The sequence below is a fragment of the Alteromonas macleodii genome, from assembly GCF_903772925.1.
GTDB classification, from domain to species: Bacteria; Pseudomonadota; Gammaproteobacteria; order Enterobacterales; family Alteromonadaceae; genus Alteromonas; species Alteromonas macleodii_A.
Map to the genome: position 1 here is coordinate 1 of NZ_LR812090.1, position 25,016 is coordinate 25,016.

At 43.6% G+C, this 25,016-nt stretch carries 20 protein-coding genes; 8 read left to right on the plus strand and 12 right to left on the minus strand.

Going from position 1 to position 25,016, the window contains the following annotated elements:
* From dnaA to gyrB, 4 genes are all read left to right on the plus strand, one after another.
* Nucleotides 1–1,636 (plus strand): chromosomal replication initiator protein DnaA (gene dnaA / locus PCAR9_RS00005; RefSeq protein WP_232091074.1); only part of this gene is annotated, 1,636 nt, incomplete at its 5' end.
* Nucleotides 1,637–1,668: 32 nt separating this feature from the next.
* On the plus strand, nucleotides 1,669–2,769 hold the full coding sequence (gene dnaN, locus PCAR9_RS00010; protein ID WP_179981861.1) for a DNA polymerase III subunit beta: 1,101 nt from the start codon (nucleotides 1,669–1,671) through the stop codon (nucleotides 2,767–2,769).
* Nucleotides 2,770–2,892: 123 nt separating this feature from the next.
* Nucleotides 2,893–3,981: a DNA replication/repair protein RecF gene (gene recF / locus PCAR9_RS00015; protein ID WP_179981862.1), complete on the plus strand. Its 1,089-nt coding sequence runs from the start codon at nucleotides 2,893–2,895 to the stop codon at nucleotides 3,979–3,981.
* Nucleotides 3,982–3,989: 8 nt separating this feature from the next.
* The gene (gene gyrB, locus PCAR9_RS00020; RefSeq protein WP_179981863.1) at nucleotides 3,990–6,410 is read left to right on the plus strand and encodes a DNA topoisomerase (ATP-hydrolyzing) subunit B; all 2,421 of its coding nucleotides are present in this window, start codon (nucleotides 3,990–3,992) and stop codon (nucleotides 6,408–6,410) included.
* A 170-nt stretch (nucleotides 6,411–6,580) separates the two neighbouring features.
* On the opposite strand, the gene PCAR9_RS00025 is transcribed toward gyrB, so the two are convergent.
* The 3 genes from PCAR9_RS00025 to glyQ all read right to left on the minus strand — a co-directional run bounded on the left by PCAR9_RS00025 (nucleotide 6,581) and on the right by glyQ (nucleotide 10,095).
* The gene (locus tag PCAR9_RS00025; RefSeq protein WP_179981864.1) at nucleotides 6,581–7,024 is read right to left on the minus strand and encodes a hypothetical protein; all 444 of its coding nucleotides are present in this window, start codon (nucleotides 7,022–7,024) and stop codon (nucleotides 6,581–6,583) included.
* Nucleotides 7,025–7,108: 84 nt separating this feature from the next.
* On the minus strand, nucleotides 7,109–9,187 hold the full coding sequence (gene glyS, locus PCAR9_RS00030) for a glycine--tRNA ligase subunit beta (protein WP_179981865.1): 2,079 nt from the start codon (nucleotides 9,185–9,187) through the stop codon (nucleotides 7,109–7,111).
* A 2-nt stretch (nucleotides 9,188–9,189) separates the two neighbouring features.
* The gene (gene glyQ, locus PCAR9_RS00035; protein WP_179981866.1) at nucleotides 9,190–10,095 is read right to left on the minus strand and encodes a glycine--tRNA ligase subunit alpha; all 906 of its coding nucleotides are present in this window, start codon (nucleotides 10,093–10,095) and stop codon (nucleotides 9,190–9,192) included.
* Nucleotides 10,096–10,241: 146 nt separating this feature from the next.
* Here glyQ and PCAR9_RS00040 point away from each other — a divergent pair, with 146 nt between their 5' ends.
* Nucleotides 10,242–10,850: a DNA-3-methyladenine glycosylase I gene (locus PCAR9_RS00040; RefSeq protein WP_179981867.1), complete on the plus strand. Its 609-nt coding sequence runs from the start codon at nucleotides 10,242–10,244 to the stop codon at nucleotides 10,848–10,850.
* Nucleotides 10,851–10,994: 144 nt separating this feature from the next.
* On the opposite strand, the gene PCAR9_RS00045 is transcribed toward PCAR9_RS00040, so the two are convergent.
* From PCAR9_RS00045 to PCAR9_RS00060, 4 genes are all read right to left on the minus strand, one after another.
* On the minus strand, nucleotides 10,995–11,456 hold the full coding sequence (locus PCAR9_RS00045) for a DUF2489 domain-containing protein (protein WP_179981868.1): 462 nt from the start codon (nucleotides 11,454–11,456) through the stop codon (nucleotides 10,995–10,997).
* Nucleotides 11,457–11,474: 18 nt separating this feature from the next.
* On the minus strand, nucleotides 11,475–11,981 hold the full coding sequence (yihI, locus tag PCAR9_RS00050; protein ID WP_179981869.1) for a Der GTPase-activating protein YihI: 507 nt from the start codon (nucleotides 11,979–11,981) through the stop codon (nucleotides 11,475–11,477).
* Between the two features lie 126 nt (nucleotides 11,982–12,107).
* Nucleotides 12,108–12,755, minus strand: a complete 648-nt coding sequence (locus tag PCAR9_RS00055; RefSeq protein ID WP_179981870.1) for a class I SAM-dependent methyltransferase — start codon at nucleotides 12,753–12,755, stop codon at nucleotides 12,108–12,110.
* A 353-nt stretch (nucleotides 12,756–13,108) separates the two neighbouring features.
* The gene (locus tag PCAR9_RS00060; RefSeq protein WP_179981871.1) at nucleotides 13,109–13,732 is read right to left on the minus strand and encodes a c-type cytochrome; all 624 of its coding nucleotides are present in this window, start codon (nucleotides 13,730–13,732) and stop codon (nucleotides 13,109–13,111) included.
* A 174-nt stretch (nucleotides 13,733–13,906) separates the two neighbouring features.
* On the opposite strand from PCAR9_RS00060, the gene yihA reads away from it, so the two are divergent.
* On the plus strand, nucleotides 13,907–14,542 hold the full coding sequence (gene yihA, locus PCAR9_RS00065; RefSeq protein WP_179981872.1) for a ribosome biogenesis GTP-binding protein YihA/YsxC: 636 nt from the start codon (nucleotides 13,907–13,909) through the stop codon (nucleotides 14,540–14,542).
* A gap of 414 nt (nucleotides 14,543–14,956) precedes the next feature.
* Here yihA and polA read toward each other — a convergent pair whose 3' ends face one another.
* Nucleotides 14,957–17,746, minus strand: a complete 2,790-nt coding sequence (polA, locus tag PCAR9_RS00070) for a DNA polymerase I (RefSeq protein ID WP_179981873.1) — start codon at nucleotides 17,744–17,746, stop codon at nucleotides 14,957–14,959.
* A gap of 421 nt (nucleotides 17,747–18,167) precedes the next feature.
* Here polA and elbB point away from each other — a divergent pair, with 421 nt between their 5' ends.
* Nucleotides 18,168–18,821 carry an isoprenoid biosynthesis glyoxalase ElbB gene (elbB, locus tag PCAR9_RS00075; protein ID WP_179981874.1) on the plus strand — a complete coding sequence of 218 codons (654 nt, stop codon included), beginning with the start codon at nucleotides 18,168–18,170 and terminating at the stop codon, nucleotides 18,819–18,821.
* 252 nt (nucleotides 18,822–19,073) lie between these two features.
* Nucleotides 19,074–20,525 carry a TrkH family potassium uptake protein gene (locus PCAR9_RS00080; RefSeq protein ID WP_179981875.1) on the plus strand — a complete coding sequence of 484 codons (1,452 nt, stop codon included), beginning with the start codon at nucleotides 19,074–19,076 and terminating at the stop codon, nucleotides 20,523–20,525.
* Between the two features lie 149 nt (nucleotides 20,526–20,674).
* Here PCAR9_RS00080 and trkA read toward each other — a convergent pair whose 3' ends face one another.
* From trkA to def, 4 genes are all read right to left on the minus strand, one after another.
* Nucleotides 20,675–22,054: a Trk system potassium transporter TrkA gene (gene trkA, locus PCAR9_RS00085; protein WP_136782368.1), complete on the minus strand. Its 1,380-nt coding sequence runs from the start codon at nucleotides 22,052–22,054 to the stop codon at nucleotides 20,675–20,677.
* A 63-nt stretch (nucleotides 22,055–22,117) separates the two neighbouring features.
* On the minus strand, nucleotides 22,118–23,437 hold the full coding sequence (gene rsmB, locus PCAR9_RS00090) for a 16S rRNA (cytosine(967)-C(5))-methyltransferase RsmB (protein ID WP_179981876.1): 1,320 nt from the start codon (nucleotides 23,435–23,437) through the stop codon (nucleotides 22,118–22,120).
* A gap of 2 nt (nucleotides 23,438–23,439) precedes the next feature.
* The gene (gene fmt, locus PCAR9_RS00095) at nucleotides 23,440–24,390 is read right to left on the minus strand and encodes a methionyl-tRNA formyltransferase (RefSeq protein WP_179981877.1); all 951 of its coding nucleotides are present in this window, start codon (nucleotides 24,388–24,390) and stop codon (nucleotides 23,440–23,442) included.
* Between the two features lie 8 nt (nucleotides 24,391–24,398).
* A complete protein-coding gene (def, locus tag PCAR9_RS00100) occupies nucleotides 24,399–24,908 on the minus strand; it encodes a peptide deformylase (protein ID WP_179981878.1) in 510 nt (169 codons plus the stop codon).
* Nucleotides 24,909–25,016: the final 108 nt, after the last annotated feature.

Genomic DNA, 25,016 nt, shown 5'->3' on the forward strand with positions numbered 1-25,016 from the left:
ACTACCTACGCAGCAATTTAGTATGTGGATACGACCGCTTGTTTGTGAAGAGCAGGGCGGTGTTGTAGCACTATATGCTCCCAATCGTTTTGTGCTTGATTGGGTAAGAGACAAGTACCTAAATAATATCACTGCTCTGCTAAGGGAATTTGCTGGAGCCGATGCACCCCAATTGCGTTTAGAGGTAATGAGTCGCAATAGTGTAAATCGCTCTCAGCCGACAGCGGGTAATGCCGCTGGTTCAGTACATAGTACAAATGGTGACAGCTACACCAATAATACTACTACTGTGAATTCACCGAATCAGGCGTCTAATTCGAATTACAGCGCGCCACAATTTACTAACCGCAACGACGAGAGCCAGGTTCAGCATTCATCGTATCAGCGTCAGCCTACTTTACCTCAAGAGAGTAATGCGGCGATGAGCTCTAACGGTGGAGATCACTTCGGTTATAAAGATCAGAATAAGGATCTTAGCGCTTATTCGCAGCAAGCTGATCAGAATAATACAGCTGCAAGAAATGTAGATCCTAATGGTCAAAATCATTACGGTAATCATGCGCCACGATCGTCAACGCCGCCAAAGGTGATCCCGATCCCTGAAGCGATGAAACATAAGAGTAATATTAATCCGACATATCAGTTCGATAATTTCGTCGAGGGTAAATCTAACCAACTAGCACGCGCGGCGGCGACTCAGGTTGCCAATAACCCCGGCGGTTCTTATAACCCATTGTTTATCTATGGTGGAACAGGTTTAGGTAAAACTCACTTATTGCATGCGGTAGGCAATGGTATTGTTGCAAATAATGGCGATGCCAAAATTGTTTATATGCATTCTGAGCGCTTTGTACAAGATATGGTTAAGGCGCTTCAAAATAATGCTATAGAAGATTTTAAACGTTTCTATCGAAGCGTCGATGCGTTACTTATCGATGATATTCAATTTTTTGCAAACAAAGAGCGTTCGCAGGAAGAGTTTTTCCATACGTTTAACGCGCTTTTAGAAGGTAACCAGCAAATTATCTTAACCTCTGATAGATATCCCAAAGAGATTGATGGGGTAGAGGATAGATTGAAGTCGCGCTTTGGATGGGGCTTAACTATTGCTATTGAGCCACCTGAGCTTGAAACTCGTGTTGCAATCTTGATGCGCAAAGCGGCTGAAAACCGCATACATTTACCTAATGAAGTAGCGTTCTTTATCGCTAAGCGTTTACGCTCGAATGTACGTGAGCTAGAGGGCGCATTGAACCGAGTTATTGCAAACGCGAACTTTACGGGCCGCCCGATTACCATTGATTTCGTACGTGAAGCCCTACGCGATTTATTAGCGCTTCAAGAAAAGTTGGTAACCGTTGATAATATTCAGAAAACTGTTGCCGATTATTATAAGATAAAAGTAGCTGATATTTTGTCTAAACGCCGTAGTCGTAGCGTAGCACGACCTCGCCAAGTAGCGATGGCGCTGGCTAAAGAGCTAACTAACCATAGTTTGCCTGAATTAGGTAATGCGTTTGGTGGGCGAGACCATACTACCGTTTTGCATGCGTGTAGAAAAATAGAGCAGCTAAGAGAAGAAAGTCATGATATAAAAGAGGACTATAAGAACCTCATTAGGACTTTGTCTTCCTAACAACACGACTTTAGAGGCGAGATAGCACTGCGATGAAATTTTCTATAAGCCGCGAACAATTTTTACAACCCCTACAATTAGTGTCAGGTGCTGTTGAGCGTCGACATACGTTGCCAATTCTTTCTAACGTTCTTATTAAAGTTAGTGAGGACGCACTTTGGCTTACCGGTACAGATCTAGAGGTCGAGCTAATTTCTAGTGTAAAGCTAGAGGGCGAATTCACCGAAGGTGAAATTACTGTTCCAGCTAAAAAGCTGTTTGATATTATCCGTGGTATTTCTGAAGGAACAGACATTCATTTTTCTTTAGACGGAAGTAAAGCGCTTATTCGCGCGGGTCGAGGTCGCTACACACTTTCTACGTTATCTGCTAATGACTATCCTAACCTTGAAGATTGGGAAGGTGAGGTCGAATTTGAATTAACGTGCAGTGACTTGAAACGTCTCATTGACGCAACCAGCTTTTCTATGGCGCAACAAGATGTGCGCTACTATCTGAACGGTATGTCTCTTGAAACGGAAGAGAATATTATTCGAACTGTTGCTACTGACGGTCACCGTTTAGCACTTTGCCGTTTAAATTATGAAACTGCGTTACCGTCTCGCCAAGTGATTATTCCTCGTAAAGGTGTATTAGAAATTTCACGTCTTATTAGCGAAGACGACAAGTCACTAAAAGTACAAATTGGCGCTAATCACCTACGCATATTCTCAAACGATTTTATTTTCACTTCAAAACTAGTGGATGGTAGGTTCCCAGACTATCGCCGTGTTTTACCTCAAAATGGTGACAAGGAAATTATTGCGAGTAAAGCGGTCCTAAAAGATGCATTTTCGCGGGCTGCAATATTATCTAATGAAAAGTTCAGAGGTGTACGATTAAACCTTTCTTCTGGTGAACTTAAAATAACGGCAAATAACCCAGAGCAAGAAGAAGCAGAAGAAATCGTTGATGTTCAGTATCAGGGCGATGATTTAGAAATAGGCTTTAATGTTGCCTATCTCATTGATGTTTTAAATGCGTTAGGCTCTGATGGCGTAAAAGTAAGCCTGTCTGATTCAAATGCGAGTGCGCTCATTGAAGATGATGCTGATGATGCCGCATTGTATGTAATTATGCCAATGCGACTATAGTTTTCTCTATAAAAGTATTCGCCCCTTTTCTTATAACGACTTTATTTTGTTATTTACATATCCAATCCAAGAAGCGATAAGTTTAGTTATTTATCGCTTCTTTTTTATCTTTAGTGTGGCCTCATGAAACTGGACCGCGTCCAGATTACTCAGTTTCGTAATCTTACCTCCGTAACGCTTTCTCCTTCACCCTCCTTAACAATAATTAAAGGTGCGAATGGCAGTGGAAAATCATCACTAATAGAAGCGCTTTACTATTTAGGTTTTGGTCGTTCTTTTAGAACAAATAAACACAATTCAGTTATTCAGAATGGACAAGACAGCTTTAGCGTTTTTGCTTCCTGTAAAACTGAAGCCGAAGAAAACTTGAAGCTCGGCTTTCAAAGAAGTCGAAACGATACATTTATCTGTAGTATTGATGGCGCGCACTCAAATAAATTGTCTGACTTAGTCAGCCTAGTTCCTATTCAACTTTTTACGCCCCAAAGCACAGACCTCATAATAGGCTCGCCATCTGAACGTCGACGTTTTTGTGATTGGGGATTGTTTCACGTGGAACATCAATTTCAGTCTCTTGCTAACCAGTACGGTAAGTTTTTAAAACATAGAAACGCACTATTGAAACAGCAAGCAAACTTGTCTGCACCACAAAACCAGTATTGGGAAACACAGTTTGCCGAGCTTGGTGAGACTTTAACTTTAACACGTCAGGGATACGTCGATAGGCTTACACCTATTTTTAAACAGTATGCAGAAGAATTTCTTCCAAACTTTGACGTGGAATTAAGTTACTATAAAGGGTGGGAAAAAGATGTCGCTTTATCAGAAAGCTTAGTTAAAAAGCGTGAGTATGATGGTAAAATAGGACATACCTCTTCTGGGCCTCACAAAGCTGATTTAAGGCTTAAAGTGAACGGGGTAAATGCTCAGGAGCTTTTATCGAGAGGTCAGCTTAGAATGGCTGTGGCTGCACTACAAATGTCACAGACAAAGCTATTCAACTCGGCAACGAAACGAAAAAGTATATTCCTACTTGATGATGTAGGTGCTGAGTTAGACGCAGATAAAAGAGAACAATTTATTGATGGGTTGCTCGAAATGGATACGCAGGTTTTCGTTACTGCAATTGAGTCCACGCAACTCGCATTTATACAAAAATACAATGAAAAGAAAATGTTTCACGTGGAACATGGAAGCGTGAAAGAGGAGTAAAAGCTAGTATGTCAGAAGAGAACAACTACGACTCGTCCAGTATTAAAGTACTTAAAGGATTAGATGCAGTAAGAAAGCGTCCTGGTATGTATATCGGTGATACTGATGATGGTACCGGACTACACCACATGGTATTTGAGGTGGTCGATAACTCTATCGATGAAGCACTGGCGGGACACTGTTCTGAAATAACTGTGCAAATCCATAGTGATGGATCAGTTTCTGTGTCTGACGATGGACGTGGTATCCCTACAGAATTACACCCCGAAGAGGGCGTGTCTGCAGCCGAAGTTATAATGACGGTACTTCACGCAGGCGGTAAATTTGATGACAACTCATATAAAGTTTCTGGTGGTCTTCACGGTGTAGGTGTATCGGTAGTAAACGCACTTTCTAGTCGCCTAAAGCTGCGCATTCGTCGCGCAGGTAAAGCCCATGAGCAGGAATACCAGCATGGTGTTCCACAGGCGCCACTCGCAGTTACTGGCGACACAGACAAAACGGGAACGATGATTCGTTTCTGGCCAAGTTCGGATACGTTCACAGATACACTGTACCATTACGATATTCTTGCTAAGCGCCTTCGCGAACTTTCATTCCTAAACTCTGGTGTGTCAATTCGTTTGAAAGACGAACGTGACGGTAAAGAAGACCACTTCATGTACGAAGGTGGTATTCAAGCCTTTGTTGAATATTTGAATGAAAAGAAAACGCCTGTACATCAAAAAGTGTTTCACTTCGCAAGCGAGCAGGAAGATGGCATTGCTGTAGAAGTTGCAATGCAGTGGAACGATAGCTTCCAAGAGAACGTTTTCTGTTTTACTAACAACATTCCACAGCGAGATGGCGGTACTCACTTAGCAGGCTTCCGTGGAGCGTTGACGCGTACGCTAAACAACTATATGGAAAAGGAAGGCCTGAATAAAAAGGCGAAAACCAATGCCAGTGGTGATGATGCTCGTGAAGGTCTTACAGCTGTAATTTCAGTAAAAGTGCCTGACCCGAAATTTAGCTCACAGACAAAAGATAAGCTTGTATCTTCTGAAGTTCGTCCTGCAGTTGAATCTGCGATGAATGAAAAACTCGCCGATTTCTTACTAGAAAACCCAGCTGAAAGTAAGATTATTGCTAGTAAGATTATTGATGCTGCACGAGCGCGTGAAGCTGCCCGTAAAGCTCGTGAAATGACACGCCGTAAGGGCGCGCTAGATTTAGCTGGTCTGCCAGGTAAGCTTGCTGATTGTCAGGAAAAAGATCCTGCACTAAGCGAACTATACATAGTGGAGGGTGACTCGGCGGGCGGTTCCGCTAAGCAGGGTCGTAATCGTAAGAACCAAGCTATTTTGCCGCTTAAAGGTAAAATCCTTAACGTAGAGAAAGCACGTTTCGACAAGATGCTTTCTTCACAAGAAGTTGCAACGCTTATCACGGCATTAGGCTGTGGTATTGGTCGTGACGAATATGACCCAGAAAAGCTACGCTATCACAGCATCATTATCATGACCGATGCTGATGTGGACGGCTCTCACATTCGTACGCTTCTTTTAACTTTCTTCTATCGTCAAATGCCTGAAATCATCGAGCGTGGTTATGTCTATATTGCGCAGCCGCCGCTTTATAAAGTGAAAAAAGGTAAGCAAGAGCAGTATCTAAAAGACGATGACGCTTTGACTAATTACCTTACAGGTATCGCTATTGATGGTGCATCATTGCACACTAGTGATGACGATCCAGGCATCAGTGGTGTAGGGCTAGAAAACCTAGTTAAGCAATATCAGTCAGTAGAGAAAATGATTGCGCGTATGAAGCGCAAAATGCCTTCAGCTATTCTTTACCGCATGCTGTACACACCTACGCTAAATCTAGAAGACTTAAAAGACGAAGCGGCTCTAGAGCACGTAGCAAAACACTTCGTTGAACAGTTAACAGAGCGTGAAAATGATGGTGCTACATATCGTTATGAAATTCGTACTGATGCTGAGCTTAGCGAGTACTACATCACGATCATCATGCGTATGCACGGTATCGATTATGAGTACATTATCGACCATGAATTCATTGAGTCGTCTGAGTACCAGCGTCTGAAAGAACTTAACTTAGCTATCAATGATATGATGGGTGTAGACGCTTACATTAAGCGTGGTGAACGCAAACAGCCAGTAGAGTCTTTCAAAGACGCTTTAGAGTGGTTAATGAATGAAGCGAAACGTGGTCAATACATCCAGCGCTATAAAGGGTTAGGCGAGATGAACCCAGAGCAGCTTTGGGAAACTACCATGGACCCTGAAAGCCGACGTATGCTTCAAGTTACCATTGAAGATGCTATTGGTTGTGACCAGTTGTTTACAACGCTAATGGGCGATCAGGTAGAGCCGCGTAGAGAATTTATCGAAGCGAATGCGCTGAAGGTAGAAAACCTAGACGTGTAGCAGATTAATCTATTAAAAAAGCGACCACTTGGTCGCTTTTTTAATGTCTAGAGAACGAGGAAATGAGATATAAAAGACAGTAACGTTATAGTGTGTTCACCGTAATATCGTAACGAATTAAATAATTAAGGATATATGTTAAAAAATACCGATGTAATGCGGCATTCATTTTAAACTTTGGTCACTACCAATGCGACTTCTCCCGCACTAGCAGGGTTTACAGTAAAGCGGTAAGTACCTGTAGTAGAGGGAGTAAATTGTAAGTTCTCTGAGCCTTGCTCACAGACTAAATAGGCGGTAGAGCCTAGCATCACCGGCTGACCTTTATATTTGCCACCACAGCTCTGTGAGGGCGTCCATTTTGCATCAGACAATCTGAAATCGTAAGGTTGTCCGTCGGCAATCAGTTCAACATCTACTGTCCAACCTGAGTCCGATGGTTTGAACTTATAGCTCGCATCGGCTTCCCACCAATTAAACACGCCTCTTAAAAACATGTTTTCAAATTGAATGCGTGGCACTTCCGGTGCTATTTCTGGGATCTTAAAACTTCCACTGCTTGAACACGCCGACAGGGCTATGCACATAGAAGCAATAGTTAGTAACTTTTTCACAGTTTCTCCCTTTATAAAAAAGCCCAACGTAAGGGTTGGGCTTTCATTTATTGCAGCATTAAACTGCATTAACGTTAACTAGCCTTATGACTTCGCAAGAATTGAAATATCTGCGGTAGTAAGGAAAAGTTGCCTCAAAAGCGATAGCAAAGCAAGTCGGTTATTCTTAACTGCTTCGTCATCTGCCATAACCATTACGTTATCAAAGAAGTTATCGATTACATTACGTAGCGTAGCAAGTGCCGACAGAATACGTGTGTAATCATGCGAAGGTAGCGCGTTATCCACTTCTTTTTGTGCGGCTATTAAGTCAGCATAAAGCGCTTTTTCAGCATCTTCAGCTAAAAGTGACTCATCAATGTTAGCCGAGTTAGTCACATCTACTTTTTGCTTAGCAAGAATATTTGCTACGCGTTTGTTAGCGGCAGCTAACGCCTCCGCCTCTTCTAATGCCTTGAATTTATCAACCGCATAGACACGAGCTAGATAATCAGATGGCTTAGTAGGGCGACGGGCTGCTACGGCTTGGATAACGTCAATGGCGATAGCTTGATCTTGTAAGAGGGCATTGAAGCGACCTAATACAAAATCAACAACCTGCGTTTGTGTTTCAGCATTTGTTAATTTATTGCCATATACCTCGATTGCTTTGCTTACAAGTGTTTCAAGGTCTAAAGGCAGCGATAGCTCGGTAACAATACGTAAAACACCGATGGCTGCACGACGAAGCGCAAACGGGTCTTTATCACCTTTTGGCAGCTGGCCAATACCGAATATACCAACTAGTGTATCAAGTTTGTCAGCAAGGGCTACTGATGCGCTTACGCCAGAACTAGGGAGGGCGTCGCCAGCAAAACGCGGCATATATTGTTCGTACAGCGCTTCAGCAACAGGTGCATCTTCACCGTCGTTTAACGCATAGTATTTACCCATAACGCCCTGAACGTCTGGAAACTCCATAACCATGTTCGACATTAAGTCGGTTTTAGCTAGAAGACCAGCCCGTGCTGCTTGTGTTTCATTCGCATCTATCTGCGAAGCGATAAACGCCGATAGGGCAGAAATACGTTCAGACTTTTCTTTAAGCGTTCCAAGCTGCTTTTGGAATAACACGGTTTCTAAGCTTTCAAGACGGCTTTCTAGCGTTGTCTTTTTATCGCTGTTAAAGAAGAACTCTGCATCGGCAAGGCGAGGGCGGATAACCTTCTCATTACCTGAGATAACTTGAGATGCGTCATGGCTTTCAATATTCGTCACAAACAAGAAAGTGTTAGAAAGTGCGCCATCACTATCAAGCAGCGGCACATACTTCTGGTCGTCTTTCATTGTGTAGATAAGTGCTTCTTTCGGCACTTCTAAGAAACCCTTATCGAATCCTGCTTGCAGCACTACAGGCCACTCTACCAGGGAAGCAATTTCTTCCAGCAGTTCTTCGTCGTAATCTGGCTTAAGCGATAAGTTTTTGGCTGCGTCTTCTAATTGCTGACGCACTTTATCTTTACGCGCCTCAAAATCTGCCAACACATATTGTTGCTCTAATGCAGAGGCGTAGTTGTCAGCATGATCAAGCTCAAAACGACCTTCGCCGTGGAATCGATGACCTTGAACAACGCGGCCGCTTGTTAGGCCCAATACTGAAACGTTAACCACTTCGCTTCCATAAAGCACACAAAGGGTGTGCACAGGGCGAATAAACTGAGTGTTGTAGTTACCCCAGCGCATAGGCTTTGGAATAGGTAACTTGCTTACTGCTTGATTAATCAAACCTTCTAACAACTCAGCAATAGTTTGACCAGGCACATGTGCTTTATGAAGAAGCCATTCACCTTTATCCGTAACCAAACGCTCTGCGTCAGAAACGTCTATACCGTTACCGCGTGCCCAACCTTGAGCTGCCTTAGTGGGGTTGCCATCAGCGTCAAATGCCGCAGATACTGCAGGGCCGCGCTTCTCTACTACTTTGTCAGCCTGACCTTCAGCAAGACCTGAAACGTAAACCGCTAAGCGGCGAGGGGCGGCAAACCAGCTAACTGAGTCAAAGCTTAAGTCAGCTTGGCTAAGTGCTGCTTCAAATTGTGTGGCGAAGGCTTCGCCCAAAGACTTAAGTGCTTTTGGTGGTAACTCTTCAGTACCTAATTCAACTAAACAATTTTCTGTACGCACGCTTATGCCTCCTTGTTACATAGCGGGAAGCCTAGTGCTTCACGTGCTTGGTAATAGCTCTCTGCACACGCTTTAGCCAGCGTACGAACGCGAAGAATATAGCGTTGGCGTTCTGTTACTGAAATAGCATGACGTGCATCAAGCAAGTTAAATGCGTGAGATGCCTTCATAACCTGCTCATAAGCGGGTAGCGGAAGGTTGTTCTCAATTAGCTTTTTACTTTCGGCTTCACACTCGTCAAAAGTTCTAAACAGGGCTTCCACGTTGGCGTGTTCAAAGTTATACGTAGATTGTTCTACTTCGTTTTGATGGAATACATCACCATAGGTGACTTTACCCATTGGGCCATCAGTCCATACTAGGTCATAGATACTATCTACACCTTGAACGTACATAGCTAGTCGCTCTAAGCCGTAGGTGATTTCACCAGTAACAGGCTTACATTCAAGGCCGCCTACTTGTTGGAAGTAGGTGAACTGAGTCACTTCCATACCGTTAAGCCATACTTCCCAACCTAGTCCCCACGCACCAAGCGTCGGTGATTCCCAGTTGTCTTCTACAAAGCGAATATCATGAACCAGCGGATCAAAGCCTAACTCTTTCAAAGAGCCCAAGTACAACTCCTGAATATTGTCAGGTGAAGGCTTAAGCATTACTTGGAACTGATAGTAATGCTGTAAGCGATTTGGGTTCTCACCGTAACGACCATCGGTGGGTCTACGGCATGGTTGAACATAGGCGCTACTCATTGGCTCTGGACCTAAAGAACGTAGGAATGTCATAGGGTGAAAAGTACCTGCACCCACTTCCATATCCAGAGGCTGAATAATAACGCAGCCCTGACGCGCCCAATAATCTTGAAACGCAAGGATCAACCCTTGAAAGGTTTTAATATCGTATTTCTGCATACATCCGCTGCTTATTAGTTAACTGACTTAAAATTGAGGTGGGATAGTATACAATTTGTGAGGCATAGTATGTAGGTGTAAAGGGTGAAAAAACGTCACGAATACAGGCAATATGCCACTTCACAACAAGGATTTAATCTTAAGCCATGACCAATCAATTAAAAACAGCACAAAACAGGCCATTACACCGATGCGGTTGGGTGAGCAATGACCCTATTTATCTGGCTTATCATGACAACGAATGGGGTGTACCTGAGCTAGATAGCCGAGCGTTGTTTGCTAAATTATGCCTAGATGGTCAGCAAGCAGGCTTGTCTTGGTTAACTATCCTTAAAAAGCAGCAGAATTTTGAGCGGGCATTTCACCAGTTTGATCCTGAGAAAATCGCGACGATGGGCCCTACTGATGTCGAAAGGCTAATGTACGACAGCGGTATAATCAGAAACAAGCTTAAAATAGAGTCTGTAGTTAAAAATGCTAAAGGGTATCTGGCCATAGAAGAAACACAGTCATTTAGCGAGTTTATTTGGCAATTCACAGGCGGACGTACTGTGATAAATGCTTGGGATAACTTTAAGCAGGCCCCCACCTCTACCGACGCATCGAAAGCGATGTCAAAAGCATTAAAAAAGTACGGGTTTAATTTTGTAGGCGAAACAATTTGCTACGCTTTTATGCAGGCAGTGGGAATGGTTAATGATCACGAAGTAGGGTGTCACTGTTATCAGCGTACCTGTGACTTAGCGATAAAGTGATATGGTAAGATGGTAAGGGACACAACATTGAGTGTAGAAATTAATTCATAAAAAACAAAAAAGACCGAGCACCTAGTGATGTTCGGTCTTTTTTATATATGCCTGTCGCTAAAGCTTTTGTTTTTACGCAATAGCGTTACATTCTTATTGAGCGCTTATCAAGGTTTCACAGTAGGCTTTAAGCGGTGGCAATTCATCCAATACCTTAGACTCGTATTCAGACTCAATTTGCTCTCGTGCGATATCCTGTTTTCTTCGCTCATTTTTGGGAAGTTGTTGTCTTGCCTCTAAAATCGCAAAGCCACTGACTTCGGTAAAAAGTGCGTGAACTTGCGGATACTGCGCTTTAAAGTCAGGTGGTGAATTAATAGGAAGGGCGTTAAGCAAATTAACGATGCGGATAACACCTTCTGATAAATCACATTGTTGTTGTTCCATTGCTTTAGCAATCACTATGATGCTATCAGTGATATTAGCAATGCGAGATTGCCTTGCGGCTTCCTGTCGAGCTTTCTGCTGCTTCAGCATAAACAGCAGTTTGCCTGCGTAAAAGCCAAGCCCGACAATAATGAGTAGCGCAATGCCTGAAAGTACTGCCCAAAGCATAACGTTTTCCTGTTTCTATTAATGCTTAAAGTCGTCGATGTTAATAGCGTCTAAATCGTTAAACGGATCCATATCGTCGTCTTCATCATCTTCTTCCACTATACCTAGCAGATCGCAAAGGATGCGATGGCGCGCCATTTTTTCATCTACGTATGCTTGTTGCTCGCGAGTAAGCGGCTTGTCATCATCAAGCTTATCAAGTAAATCTGTTAAGCGTTGGTCCGCTTCTAGAGCGGCCAACTCTTGGGCTGGAGTAGCGTACTTTTTCTTTTGAGCTGGGGTTGGTGTTACTGCTGTTTTTACAAGCTGAACAGGCTTCTTGCTGCCGTGACGAGGATCTTTATTCTCAGCGCTCTTTTTGCCAGTTACTTTTTTCTGTTCAACATTGTGACGACTACCTGCAGGCTTGCCCTTGTGCTTTTTAGGGCGAGGCGAGTCTGATTTACGGTTTTCGCTAGGTTTAAAGTCAGGGTCTTTACGAACGCCGATTTGACCGACTTTACGTGATTTCTTTGAACGTGCCATAATTTCCAAATAACAAAGAGAGTGAAAAAACAACGCTATTATAGCGCGAATTCGTGTCTACGTATTGATCTTTGGGTGTGCGGTTAAAAATCAATACACCATAAAGGTAGTCATAGATAATCTATTTTAGCGCTTCTTCAATAGGACAACGTCATTTGCTGGAAAACTCACATCATAACCGTATCTTTGTGCTAGGTAGTGAAAGGTTTTTTCGCTGAAGAAGCTTACATGTGTGATGTCGTTTTTATAATGCCAATTTGCAAAGCGGGCTTTATCGAGCACGCGTTTTGTCATGATGGCAAGAACCCCGCCAGGGGCAACAAGTTTGTTGAACAGCGCCCATTCCACGTGAGGGGCGTGAAAGTGTTCGATAGCCTCAGTACAAGTTACAATGTCGTAGCTTCTCTCAAGTACCTTTAGGGTCGGGGCATAGAAGGGGTCGTATGTACTCATATTCACCCCTTCATCTGACAGCATGCTTGCGAGAACAGGCGCCGGGCCACAGCCAAAGTCTAATCCAGATAGCGCTGGCGCGTTACTCGCTTTTATAAAAGGTGAAAGCGGCGTTAAAACCTTTCCTAAAAACTTTCTATATCCTTCATCTTCGAAGCTGTTTTCGTGAAGGTCATATTCCTGTTTTTCTATTTCTTTTGACGGTAGGAATGCAGGTGAAACATAAACAAGGTCGCATTGATTACAATGAAGGTATTCCCGCTTTTTATCAGTATGGTAGTGAGACGATGTATTAGCGCTTTGACATAAAGGACAAGACATAAAGGGCGGATATTAATAAAGGGGCTAAAAAAGAAAAAGGTGATGGTTTTCACCATCACCTTACATTGTATGAGTGTCAGATGACACCTCTCCCGTTATACACATCTATGTGTAGCTGGCTTCCCTAGCTGTGCTCCCCTTATTTTTATTTTTAGCAGAGCTGTATTGTTGTTTTTGGCCCTCGTGGCTCTTTATCCCGTCTTCCATGCTGCATTTTTATTATTATTCTTGTTATTTAGTTTGTAGATTTTCAAAGGCACCTACAAACTACGCCGTTAGATTACACGAATAATTTTAAAATACAACTTTTTCGGTAACAAAAATTTAACAACAACGTGTGAAAACGGTAAGGCTTAGTGTAAGCCTGCGATATAGTTAGATAAAATTTCGATATCTTCGTCGGTTAATTTCATCGCAATATCACGCATCATGCCATTCATATCGTTGTGACGTTGACCAGAACGGAAAGCCTTTAGCTGAGATGCAGTGTAGGTAGCATGCTGTCCGCTGATGTCAGGGAAGCCTGCTAATGCCATACCGTTACCTTTAGGTCCATGGCAAGCGATACATGCTGTAACGCCACGTGACTCGTCACCACCTTGATAAAGTGCGCGTCCAGCTTCTACATATTGCTCAGGCGTTTCGCCCGCTTTAGGCTCTTGGCTTGAGAAATAAGCAGCTAGGTCTTTCATGTCTTGCTCTGATAGTGGAGCAGCCATGCCATTCATAACAGCATTGTTACGACCTTCCTCGCCACCCGTTTGAGAGGCAAGTTTAAATTCGGTTAATTGCTTAACAATGTACTTCTCATGCTGGCCAGCAAGTTTTGGGTTCATGTCAATCATGCTGTTGCCATCAGGGCCATGACAGGCTGCACATACTGCAGATTTCGCTTTACCTGCCTCGGCGTCGCCTTCTGCCATAGCAGTTGCGCTCAAACCCAAAGACATACACACCAACAAACACAGTTTTTTCATAATAAATCTCTTAAATGGATCCAACGGCTCGCGTGATATACGTGATATCATGCGTATTTTACACATTTAACGCGTCAGAAAAACCTATTCCATGATAAAACTATGGTTTTTAGCTGGTTTATTCATTAAAAAACTGTAAACCAAAGGTTGAGACGCATGTGGAGGTAAGTCTAGATGTCGTATTACACCAAAGCAAAATTCTTTACGAGTGCACCTGACATTCGTCATTTAAAGAATGACAGCGGTATTGAAGTTGCGTTTGCGGGTCGCTCGAATGCGGGCAAGTCGAGTGCGCTAAATACATTAACCCGTCAAAGAAACTTGGCGAGAACCAGTAAAACACCAGGTCGTACTCAATTAATCAATGTATTTGAATTAGAGGAAGACTTACGCCTTGTCGATTTGCCGGGTTACGGATTTGCTAAAGTCCCGGTTGCGATGAAAAAGAAGTGGCAAGCGTCATTAGGTGAATACCTTCAAAAGCGTAAGTCGCTAAAAGGTTTGGTGGTGCTAATGGATATTCGTCATCCATTTAAGGATTTAGACCAAGACCTCATTCATTGGGCTGTGGCATCTGATATTCCAGTACTCGCGCTTCTTACTAAAGCCGATAAACTCAAAAGCGGAAAGCGCAAAGCACAACTATTAATGGCTCGTGAAGCTGCTATGGCATTTATGGGTGATGTGACGGTACAAACCTTTTCATCATTAAATAAACATGGTTTACCAGAGCTAGAGCGTATCTTAGATTCATGGTTTGGGTTGGGCAAATCAGTTGATGAAGACACATCCGATAGTGAAGTCCAGTAACGTTAACGGTGAATTTCACTTGTGCTGACTTAGTGTATTTAGTGGGAAAACTAGATGCGCTAGAAAAAAGAACGCCCCGCATAGAGCGAGGCGTAAACTGAGAGAAAACACATAAAAACCGTAGATATAGAGTAGCAGTAATCAAAGAAGTTCAGGAAAAATAGAAAGAAAAATCACTTAAATTGTTATGTGTCTGATATTTAAAGGTTATTTGTTTTCTACAGACATAAAAAAACCCCGACAAAACTGTCGGGGTTAAAGCAAAGGTTTGAAAACAGCTTTCTCACCTCTGTACCCTACATGTGTAATATTACAACAAAGCACAGAAAAGGCAAGGGCGTTATGTAATTAAATTACCAAATTTAATGAAAATGAACGGCCTTTTAATGTGAAAACTGTAATCTAATTACCAAACTAATGAGCTTCATCCCAGTTTTCGCCCACTCCAGCCTCAACAACCAGTGGTACATTAAGCGTAGCTGCGCTTTCCATAAGTGCAGTAATAGTAGAGACATAGGTCTCAACCTTGTCTTCTTTTATTTCGAAAACCAATTCATCATGCACTTGCATCATCATGGTTACATCGTCAGATGCATTTTTTCTGATCCAGTCGTCAACTTTAATCATGGCCATTTTAATAATGTCTGCCGCCGTACCTTGCATTGGCGCATTGATTGCTGCGCGCTCCGCACCTTTGCGGCGTGCGCCATTACTTGCTTTAATATCAGGCAAGTATAGCCTGCGACCAAATACCGTTTCTACATAACCCTTTTCTTTTGCACTCTCACGAGTAGAGTCCATATATTCAAGCACACCAGGGTAGCGCTCAAAGTAAAGGTCCATGTATTTTTGGGCTTCGTTGCGTGGAATATTCAGTTGTTTAGATAGTCCAAACGCACTCATACCGTAAATTAAGCCGAAGTTAATCGCTTTTGCACTGCGTCGCTGCTCGGTCGTTACCTCATCAAGCGGTACGCCGAATACTTCCGCAGCGGTTGCTTTGTGTATATCTTTGCCATGAGCAAAGGCATCAAGTAGGCCTTTATCGCCGGAAAGGTGCGCCATAATACGCAGCTCAATTTGAGAGTAGTCAGCTGCGACAAACTTATTTCCTTCCCTTGGAACAAAAGCCTGGCGTACGCGACGACCTTCTTCATTGCGAATAGGAATGTTTTGTAAATTAGGATCGGTTGAAGAAAGACGCCCTGTTGCCGTTACCGCTTGATGATAAGACGTATGCACCCGACCTGTACGATGATTGATCATCTTAGGAAGTTTATCGGTGTAGGTATTCTTTAGCTTAGTTAAGCCGCGGTATTCCATGATCTTTTTAGGCAGCGGATACTCAAGCGCCAGTTCTTGAAGTACATCCTCAGAGGTAGAGGGCGCTCCTTTTGGCGTTTTCTTGATAATTGGCAGCGACATCTTTTCAAATAGAACATGCTGAAGTTGTTTTGTTGAGCCTAAGTTGAATGGCTCGCCCGCTTCCTCATGAACCTCACTTTCTAGCTCGGCAATACGACTAGCAAGATCTTGGCTTTGTTGACTAAGTCTCTGGCTGTCAATCAATACGCCTTCTTGCTCCATGCGAGAAAGAACGCACGCGAGAGGAACTTCAACGTCTATCAACAAGTTTTTAAGCTCCGGAATATCTTTTAACTTTGTCCAAATAGCGTTATGTAAGCGAAGCGTAATATCAGCATCTTCTGCTGCATATGGGCCTGCTTCTTCTAGGTTAATTTGGTTAAAGGTAAGCTGTTTTGCGCCTTTGCCAGCAATTTCTTCAAAGTGAATGGTTTTATGACCAAGATAAGCTAGAGCTAGTGAGTCCATATCGTGGCGCTGGGCGGTGCTGTTTAGTACATAGCTTTCAAGCATGGTGTCAAAGCCAATGCCATTTAAGGTTATGTCATAGTTTGCTAATACATTTTTATCGTACTTAATATGCTGGCCTACTTTGATAACCTTGTCTGATTCCAAAATAGGTTTTAATGCCTCTAGTACAAACTCACGCGATAGCTGTGCCGGTGCATCTGGGTAATCATGGGCTACAGGTACGTAAGCTGCTTCACCTTCTTCTATACAAAATGAAACGCCAACTAATTCGGCATCCATGTAGTTAAGGCTAGTAGTTTCGGTATCAAAGGCAATTAATTCTGCTTTTTCAAGCTTAGCAATCCAAGCGTTAAAGCGCGCTTCATCAAGTACGGTTTCGTATTTCGATTTGTCGATATCTACCGAAGTACTTTGCTCACTTTCTTGTGCATTGCTGTTATCTTCACTGCTAGTCGTTTCACTATTTGAGGTATCACCGCCCGCCATAAGCGCGCTTACTTCTGTATGCCAGCGTTTAAATTCATACTCAGCAAATAGATCGCGAAGTTGTTCGTTATCAGCTTGGCTAGGCATCAAGGCTTCAACATCATAGTCTAGGTCAAGATCGATGCTAATAGTGGCTAGGGTATAAGAGAGTCGTGCTTGCTCCTCGTACTCCTGCATTTTAGCCGCCATTGACTTGCTACCTCTAAACGATAGATCGGCGATTTTATCCAAATTCTTATAAATATCGTCGATACCGCCAATACCATTAAGTAAGGCTTGAGCACTTTTATCGCCTACACCAGGTACGCCGGGTATGTTATCTACCTTGTCGCCTTTTAGTGCAAGGAAGTCGATCACAAGCTCTGGTGGAATGCCAAACTTAGTATTTACACCTTCAACGTCCATTACCTGATTGGTCATGGTGTTGATCAAGGTGACATGTTCATTCACCAATTGCGCCATATCTTTGTCACCGGTGCTGATAAGGGTATCAATACCTTTCTCTGTGGCATGTTTGGCTAAGGTACCTATAACGTCGTCCGCTTCTACGCCCGACTCTACAATGACAGGTAAGCCCATTGCCTTGATGATGGTATGTAATGGTTCGATCTGGCTTCTTAGCTCATCCGGCATAGGTGGACGATTCGCTTTATACTCTTTGTAGATGTCGTCGCGAAAAGTTTTTCCTTTGGCATCAAAAATTACCGCCATGTGCGTAGGGTTGTATTGCTTGATCAAGCTTTTGAGCATGTTCACAACACCATAAATGGCACCGGTATCTTGGCCTTTTGAGTTCGTTAATGGTGGTAAACCGTGAAAGGCGCGAAAGAGATATGACGATCCATCGACAAGAATAAATGGAGGCTTTTTAGAATCTGGCATAGCGGGCGATTTTCCAATATACAATATGAGCGCAAGGATGCCACAGGCTAGGGCAGATCGCCATATCATGAAGTAAGATTAAACGTGACAGCCGATCACAATTCGCCTGTGGATAACTTTGTGATCTAAAGTTTCAGGCACAGAGATCCGAATGATCTTTGTCAAGTTAAAGATCACCTTCTAAATCAAGAAAAATAAGGGAATGAGACTAAGGTGTGAAAACAGCGTACCTGCCACTAATCATTCCATTTTGTGTGGATAACTTGGTGTACGTTTATTTTTGGTTTAACCAAGTTGGTCAAGTAATGTAGCATAACCGTTAACATTGTATACACGTATTTATAAGAACTTTTTTTGTACACTTGTGTGTTTAATAGCCAAATTTTGAATAAGTAGATGGCATAACGTCTAGGAGGACAATATGAAACAAGTAGCCGTTATTTTAAGTGGTAGTGGTGTGTTCGACGGGGCAGAATTACATGAGGCGGTATTAACGCTTCTAGCCATTGAGCAAGAGGGGGCATCTTATCAATGTTTCGCGCCCGATGTAGAGCAACTTCACGTGGTCAATCACTTAACCGGTGAAGTGGCGGAAGGTGAAACCAGAAACGTATTGGTAGAGTCAGCCCGAATAGCTAGAGGCAATATAAAGCCTGTCACTGATTGTGACGTTAATGCATTTGATACACTTATACTGCCTGGGGGCTTTGGTGCGGCGAAAAACCTTTGCACCTTTGCTGTAGACGGTGATAAATGTACCTTTAACGAAGAGGTTCTTGAGGTCTGTAAGGCATTTGCACAAGCTAAAAAACCTGCAGCTTATGCGTGTATTGCACCCGCATTAGCCGCTAAAGTGTATAGCAACAAGACTAAGCTAACTATTGGCGACGATGAAGCCACGGCTTGCGGCTTGAATGCCTTAGGTGCCACTCATGTGGAGTGTCCGGTAGATGAGGTTGTCGTGGACAATGATGCAAAGTTGGTAACCACACCTGCCTATATGCTGGCCCAAAGTGTTAGTGAAGCGAATGCAAGTATTAGCAAAATGGTCAAGACTGTACTTGCCATGAAATAGAAAGCTTGGGGCTGGCTTTTCTGAACCGTAAAGTTAAGCTCCATTCTATATAATTAGCTTAATGTTGCGGGGAGACAAAGGTTTCCCCTTAGTGATTATAGTCCTATAATCAAAACCCTATGCGAAACACATTGAGTTTACCTTTTTTTGTTTTAGGTAACGACGTTTGTTTTTTGAAGTCAGTTCAAAAAGCATTAAAACTAGGGCACTTAAGCCCTTATGCGCGCTATAAAAATAAAGGCATAATAAACAATGCACTACCGTGCCATCATACGAATACTCGGGTTACTAATAGCGCTTTTTAGCGTAACCATGATCCCACCAGCTATTGTGTCGTTGATATATCAAGATGGTAGCGGTCTTCCTTTCACTCTCGCTTTTATATTCTGTGTCATTGGCGGCATGGCCTTGTGGTATCCCAATCGTCAGCAAAAAAATGACTTAAGAGCGCGAGAAGGGTTTTTAATAGTCGCGCTATTTTGGTCAGTACTGGCAAGCGTGGGTGCAATTCCACTTATCTTGCTTGAGCAACCTAGCATGACAGTAACCGATGCTTTTTTTGAATCGTTTTCTGGCCTGACGACCACAGGTGCTACGGTTATCGAAGGGATAGATTTTCTTCCTCATTCAGTGCAGTTTTACCGTCAACAGCTTCAGTGGCTAGGCGGTATGGGTATCATTGTACTAGCCGTTGCCATATTACCTATTCTTGGTGTTGGGGGCATGCAGCTGTATCGAGCGGAGACACCGGGCCCGGTTAAAGATAACAAGATGACGCCGCGTATTGCCGATACGGCGAAACATCTATGGTATATCTACCTCACTATAACCATTGCGTGCGCGGGGGCATATTGGCTTTCAGGTATGAATGTATTCGATGCTATATGCCATGCATTCTCAACCGTAGCCATTGGTGGATTTTCTAACCATGATGCGAGCTTAGGGTACTTCAACAGCCCCATGGTAAACGTGGTTTGTACAGTCTTTTTACTTATTGCTGCGCTGAATTTCTCGCTGCACTACGCCGCGGTAAGTTCACGCTCAGTGAAAGGCTACTTTAAAGATCCAGAATTCAAAGCGTTCTTTATTATTCAAGCGTCACTAATTAGTATTTGTTTTCTAGTACTAACTCTATCAGGCTACTATAGTTCCGCTGAGCAAGCCTTAGATCAGGCTATGATTCAGGCCGTGTCCATTAGCACGACGGCCGGATTCGCCACTACTGACTTTTCTGTATGGCCTACGTTTTTACCCATAATGCTTATTTTTTCTAGCTTCATAGGCGGTTGCGCCAGCTCTACAGGTGGTGGCTTAAAGGTAGTACGTGTGTGCTTATTGTTTTTACAAGGCAAGCGTGAAGTAGATAGACTTATCCACCCTAAAGCCGTGTACAGTGTTAAGTTTGGTGACCGTGCTATGCCGGACAGAGTGGTAGAAGCTGTATGGGGGTTTTTCTCGGCTTACGCCGTAGTATTTGTGGTAATAATGATAGGTCTAATTGCTACAGGTTTAGATAACCTCAGTGCTTTTACTGCAACGGCGGCCATGCTTAATAACTTAGGCCCAGGCCTAGGCAGTGTGGCAGCAAATTATGCCGATGTAACTGATGCCGGTAAATGGATCCTAATAACGGGTATGGTGTTTGGTCGACTAGAAGTTTTCTCATTACTGGTACTATTCTCGCCTACGTTCTGGCGAAGCTAATATCTAGAATTGAAGGCTTTGCTAAATCTTACGGTTTAAAACCAGCTAAAAAAAAAGGGCGATACTCATCGCCCTTTGCCTTATAAGTCTCTATTCGAATCACTGTACCCGAATACCTTTGCGAAGCTTCAAAAGAGCGGGGTATAGCGCTAGCCAAAGAAAAATGCACTCGGCTGGAACAGCTTTTCTACATCGTTGATGTACTTCTTATCTACCAAGAACAAAATGACGTGATCGTTCGCTTCTATCTTTGTATCACTATGGGCAATAATTACCTGTTCGTCGCGAACGATAGCACCTATAGTCGTACCAGGGGGTAGCTTGATGTCGCCAATTTGCCTGCCAACCACTTTAGATGTGTTTTCATCGCCATGGGCAATAGCTTCGATAGCCTCTGCAGCGCCACGACGTAATGAGTAAACGTTAACGATGTCGCCACGGCGTACGTGCGTAAGTAGTGCCGAAATCGTGGCTTGTTGTGGTGAAAACGCAATGTCTATCTCGCCACCCTGAACGAGATCTACGTAAGCACTTCGCTGAATAAGCACCATGGCTTTTTGCGCGCCCATACGCTTTGCCAGCATGGCCGACATAATATTCGCTTCATCGTCGTTGGTAACCGCAATGAATGCATCAACCTGTTCGATATTTTCTTCGCTAAGCAATTCAGGATCAGACGCGTCACCGCTGAAGACGATGGTTTTATCTAAGTTGGCAGATAGATATTTTGCACGCTCTGGGCTGTATTCAATAAGTTTAACGTTATGATTGTGCTCAAGCTTCTTCGCTAACCCTGCGCCAATTAAACCACCGCCGGCTATCATAATTCGCTTGTAGCTTGACTCGAGCTTTTGAAGTTCACTCATTACTGCACGAATGTGCTTGGTGGCGGCAATAAAGAATACTTCGTCATCTGCTTCTATAACCGTTGTTCCCAGTGGACGAATAGGGCGGCCGCGACGGTAAATAGCTGCAACCCTGGTTTCCACATTAGGCATGTGATCTTTAAGTGCAGATAACGCGTGGCCTACCAATAAGCCGCCGTAATAGGCTTTAACGGCTACCAAGCTTGCCTTACCTTCTGCGAACTCAACAACCTGAAGGGCTCCGGGATAATCGATAAGGCGTTTAATTGCTTTGGTTACCAGTTGCTCTGGGGCAATAATGTGGTCTACCGGAATGTCTTGCTGCTTATATAGCTGCTCTTGGTAAATAATGTATTGTTCTGAGCGTACACGGGCAATTTTTGTGGGCGTTTTGAAAAGGCTATAGGCAACCTGACAGGCGAGCATGTTGCTTTCATCACTATTGGTGACGGCTATCAGCATATCAGCATCTTCCGCACCGGCTTTGCGCAATACATCGGGGTGTGAACCCACACCTGTAACAACCTGCAAATCAAGGCGATCTTGCAGCGCGCGCAGAATAGTGGGGTCAGAGTCAATAACGGTAATTTCGTTATTTTCACCTACTAGGTTTTCAGCAAGAGTTCCGCCTACTTGTCCGGCCCCTAAAATGATGATCTTCATCGTTGTTATTTTGCCTTCATATCTGTGCAGGTCATAACTATGTAACCTGCACAACTATTAAACTCAGTCTGCCGACTTTACCAGCCTCGCATAATAGAAACCATCCATTTGTTGTTCCCCTGGCGTTATCTGACGTCCAGGTTTGTCTATGGTTTCTGTTTTCACTACAGGCGATAACTTGGCATTTGGCGTGTCGGCTAGAAACTGCTGTATTTGCGCCATGTTCTCTTTTGGTAAAATTGAACAGGTTGCATAAAGCAAGGTACCGCCTGGTTTTAATAGGCCCCACAGCGTATCTAATATACGGCGTTGTAGCTGCGCTAAATTGTCAATGTCATTGGATTTTCGAAGCCAGCGAATATCTGGGTGACGACGTATAACGCCAGTAGCAGAGCAGGGGGCATCCAGTAAAATTCTATCGAAGGGCTTTCCATCCCACCAAGTTTCTGGATTAGCCGCATCACCCTGCTTAATATCTACGACGTGTTTAAGGCGCGTCATGTTTTCTTCTACGCGTTTTAGGCGTGTAGCATCGGCATCAAGTGCCAACACGTACTCAGTATCCGGGGCGCATTCTACAATGTGCCCGGTTTTACCGCCTGGTGCGGCGCAACAATCTAAAATACGCTCATTTGCTTGTGGCTGTAAGTAGTGTGCGGCTAATTGAGCTGCACCATCTTGCACCGCAAAGTGCCCTTTATCAAAGCCAGGCAGAGCTGTAATGTCTTCACGTTTAGTCAGAATTACTGCATCTGCGTGATTTTCGCTAAGGGTATATTGTACGCCAACACTATCTAGAGCCTTGGTAAATGCTGCCAATGTTGTTTGCAGTTTATTCACACGAAGCCAGATGGGAGCCATAGCGTTAGTTTCGCTACGCACTTGGTCTGCATCGGCGCCATAGGCGTTTTCTATTGCCTTAAATAGCCACTTAGGTAAACCGCTGTTTATAATGACATCGTCTACATTTTTGTCGGCAAGGTTCTCTCGCTGAAAATTGCGTAATACCGCATTCACCAAGCCTTTAAGCGCTGCTGCGTTTAAATAAGACGCTGCAGCAACCGTTTCACCTACTGCAGCGTAATTGCTAACACGTGAAAAGTTAAGCTGGTACAGACCAAGAAGTATAAGGTGTTCAATAACCTTTTTATTTCCCTTTAAGGGTCTATCTAACAAAGAACGCAGCCAGTGCTGTAAAAGAGGAAGGCGACGCATTACCCCTAACGACATCTCTTGAATCCATGCGTTATCTTTGGCGTTGTGTCTGCGTTGAACACGTTCTAGGCATTCACGCGATGACTTGCCTTGCTCTAAAATTTGATAAATGACCCACGCACAATCTGCGCGCAGGTTTTTCTGTTTGGGAAGGGGTAATGGTTTCACGTTTAGTCCGCTTTTGTCAGACAACGACCCACTTCAAACCACGTTTGGCGAGCATTGATAACGTCTGACGCTGGTAGCGCCTTTTTACCTGGAATTTGAAGTGTTGTGATGCAAAGTGCGTCGCACCCTGTTGCTATGGTTATGCCTTCTTTATTAGCACTAACGATCGTACCTGGCTTAACCTCTTTATCTAGTGTAACAACGGTAGCTGACCACACCTTCACATTTTGATCTTCTACCTTCATCCACGCTACTGGCCAAGGGTTGAAGGCGCGAATGTTTCGTTCTATTTGCTTGGCATCGTCTGCCCAATTGATAAGCGCTTCTTCTTTAGAAAGCTTTTTCGCATAGGTGGCCATAAAGTCATCTTGTTTCGTAGGCCTATAGCTTTCAAAGTTGTCGACAACTTCAACTAATGCTTTTGGTCCTAGTTCTGCAAGCTTGTCATACAAAGTTGCGCTGGTGTCTTCAGGTGTAATAGGTAATGTGGCGATGTGCAGCATATCGCCAGTATCTAAACCTTCATCCATTTGCATTATGGTTACGCCTGTTTCAGCGTCACCCGCCCATATAGCGCGCTGTATTGGAGCTGCGCCGCGCCACTTTGGCAAAATAGAACCGTGTACATTAATACAACCTAGCTTAGGAGCGTTAAGCACAGCTGTAGGTAATATTAGGCCATAAGCAACCACCACCATTAAATCGGCATTTAGCAAGGCTAACTCTTCTTGTGCTTCTGGCGCTTTTAACGACTGAGGCTGGTACACAGGAATGGCATTTTCTTCAGCTAGCACCTTAACTGGACTGGCTGTGAGTTTCTTACCACGGCCAGCGGGCCTATCAGGCTGAGTGTAGACAGCAATAACCTCGTGCTCACTCTCTAGCAACGCCGATAGATGTTTAGCTGCAAAATCCGGAGTACCGGCAAAAATTACTTTTAATGGAGTTGTCACGTTATTCCCTAGGCTTTTGCGGCAAGACGCGCTTCTTTCTCAAGCTTTTTACGAATACGTTGGCGCTTAAGTGGCGATAAATAATCGATAAAAAGTTTACCTTTTAAATGATCGAGTTCGTGTTGAATACAGATAGCCAGCAGGCCTTCGGCATCTAACTCAAAGGTCTCGCCATTCTCATCTAACGCTTTAACCGTTATTGCTTCAGCGCGCTCAACCTTGGCGTAGTTACCCGGTACAGACAAGCAGCCTTCTTCGCTAATTGTGGAACCATCTTTACGAATAATTTCAGGGTTAATAAATACGCGAGGCTCGTTTTGATCTTCCGATACGTCCATTACAACAACTTGAACGTGGCGGTTAACTTGCGTCGCTGCAAGGCCAATACCGTTCTCGTCTTTCATGGTTTCGAACATGTCCGATACCAATTGTTTAATTTCGTCGTTAACTTCTTCTACGGGTTTAGCTACCGTGCGAAGACGTTCATCAGGAAAACTTAATACGTCTAAAATTGCCATTTCTCGCTTACTTCACCTTTTCGCTGTATAAATTCATATACGATCTAATTGCCAGCACGCTTTACAGTGCTTATTAAGTTACTATTCTAACGTATATCGGGTGGTTTC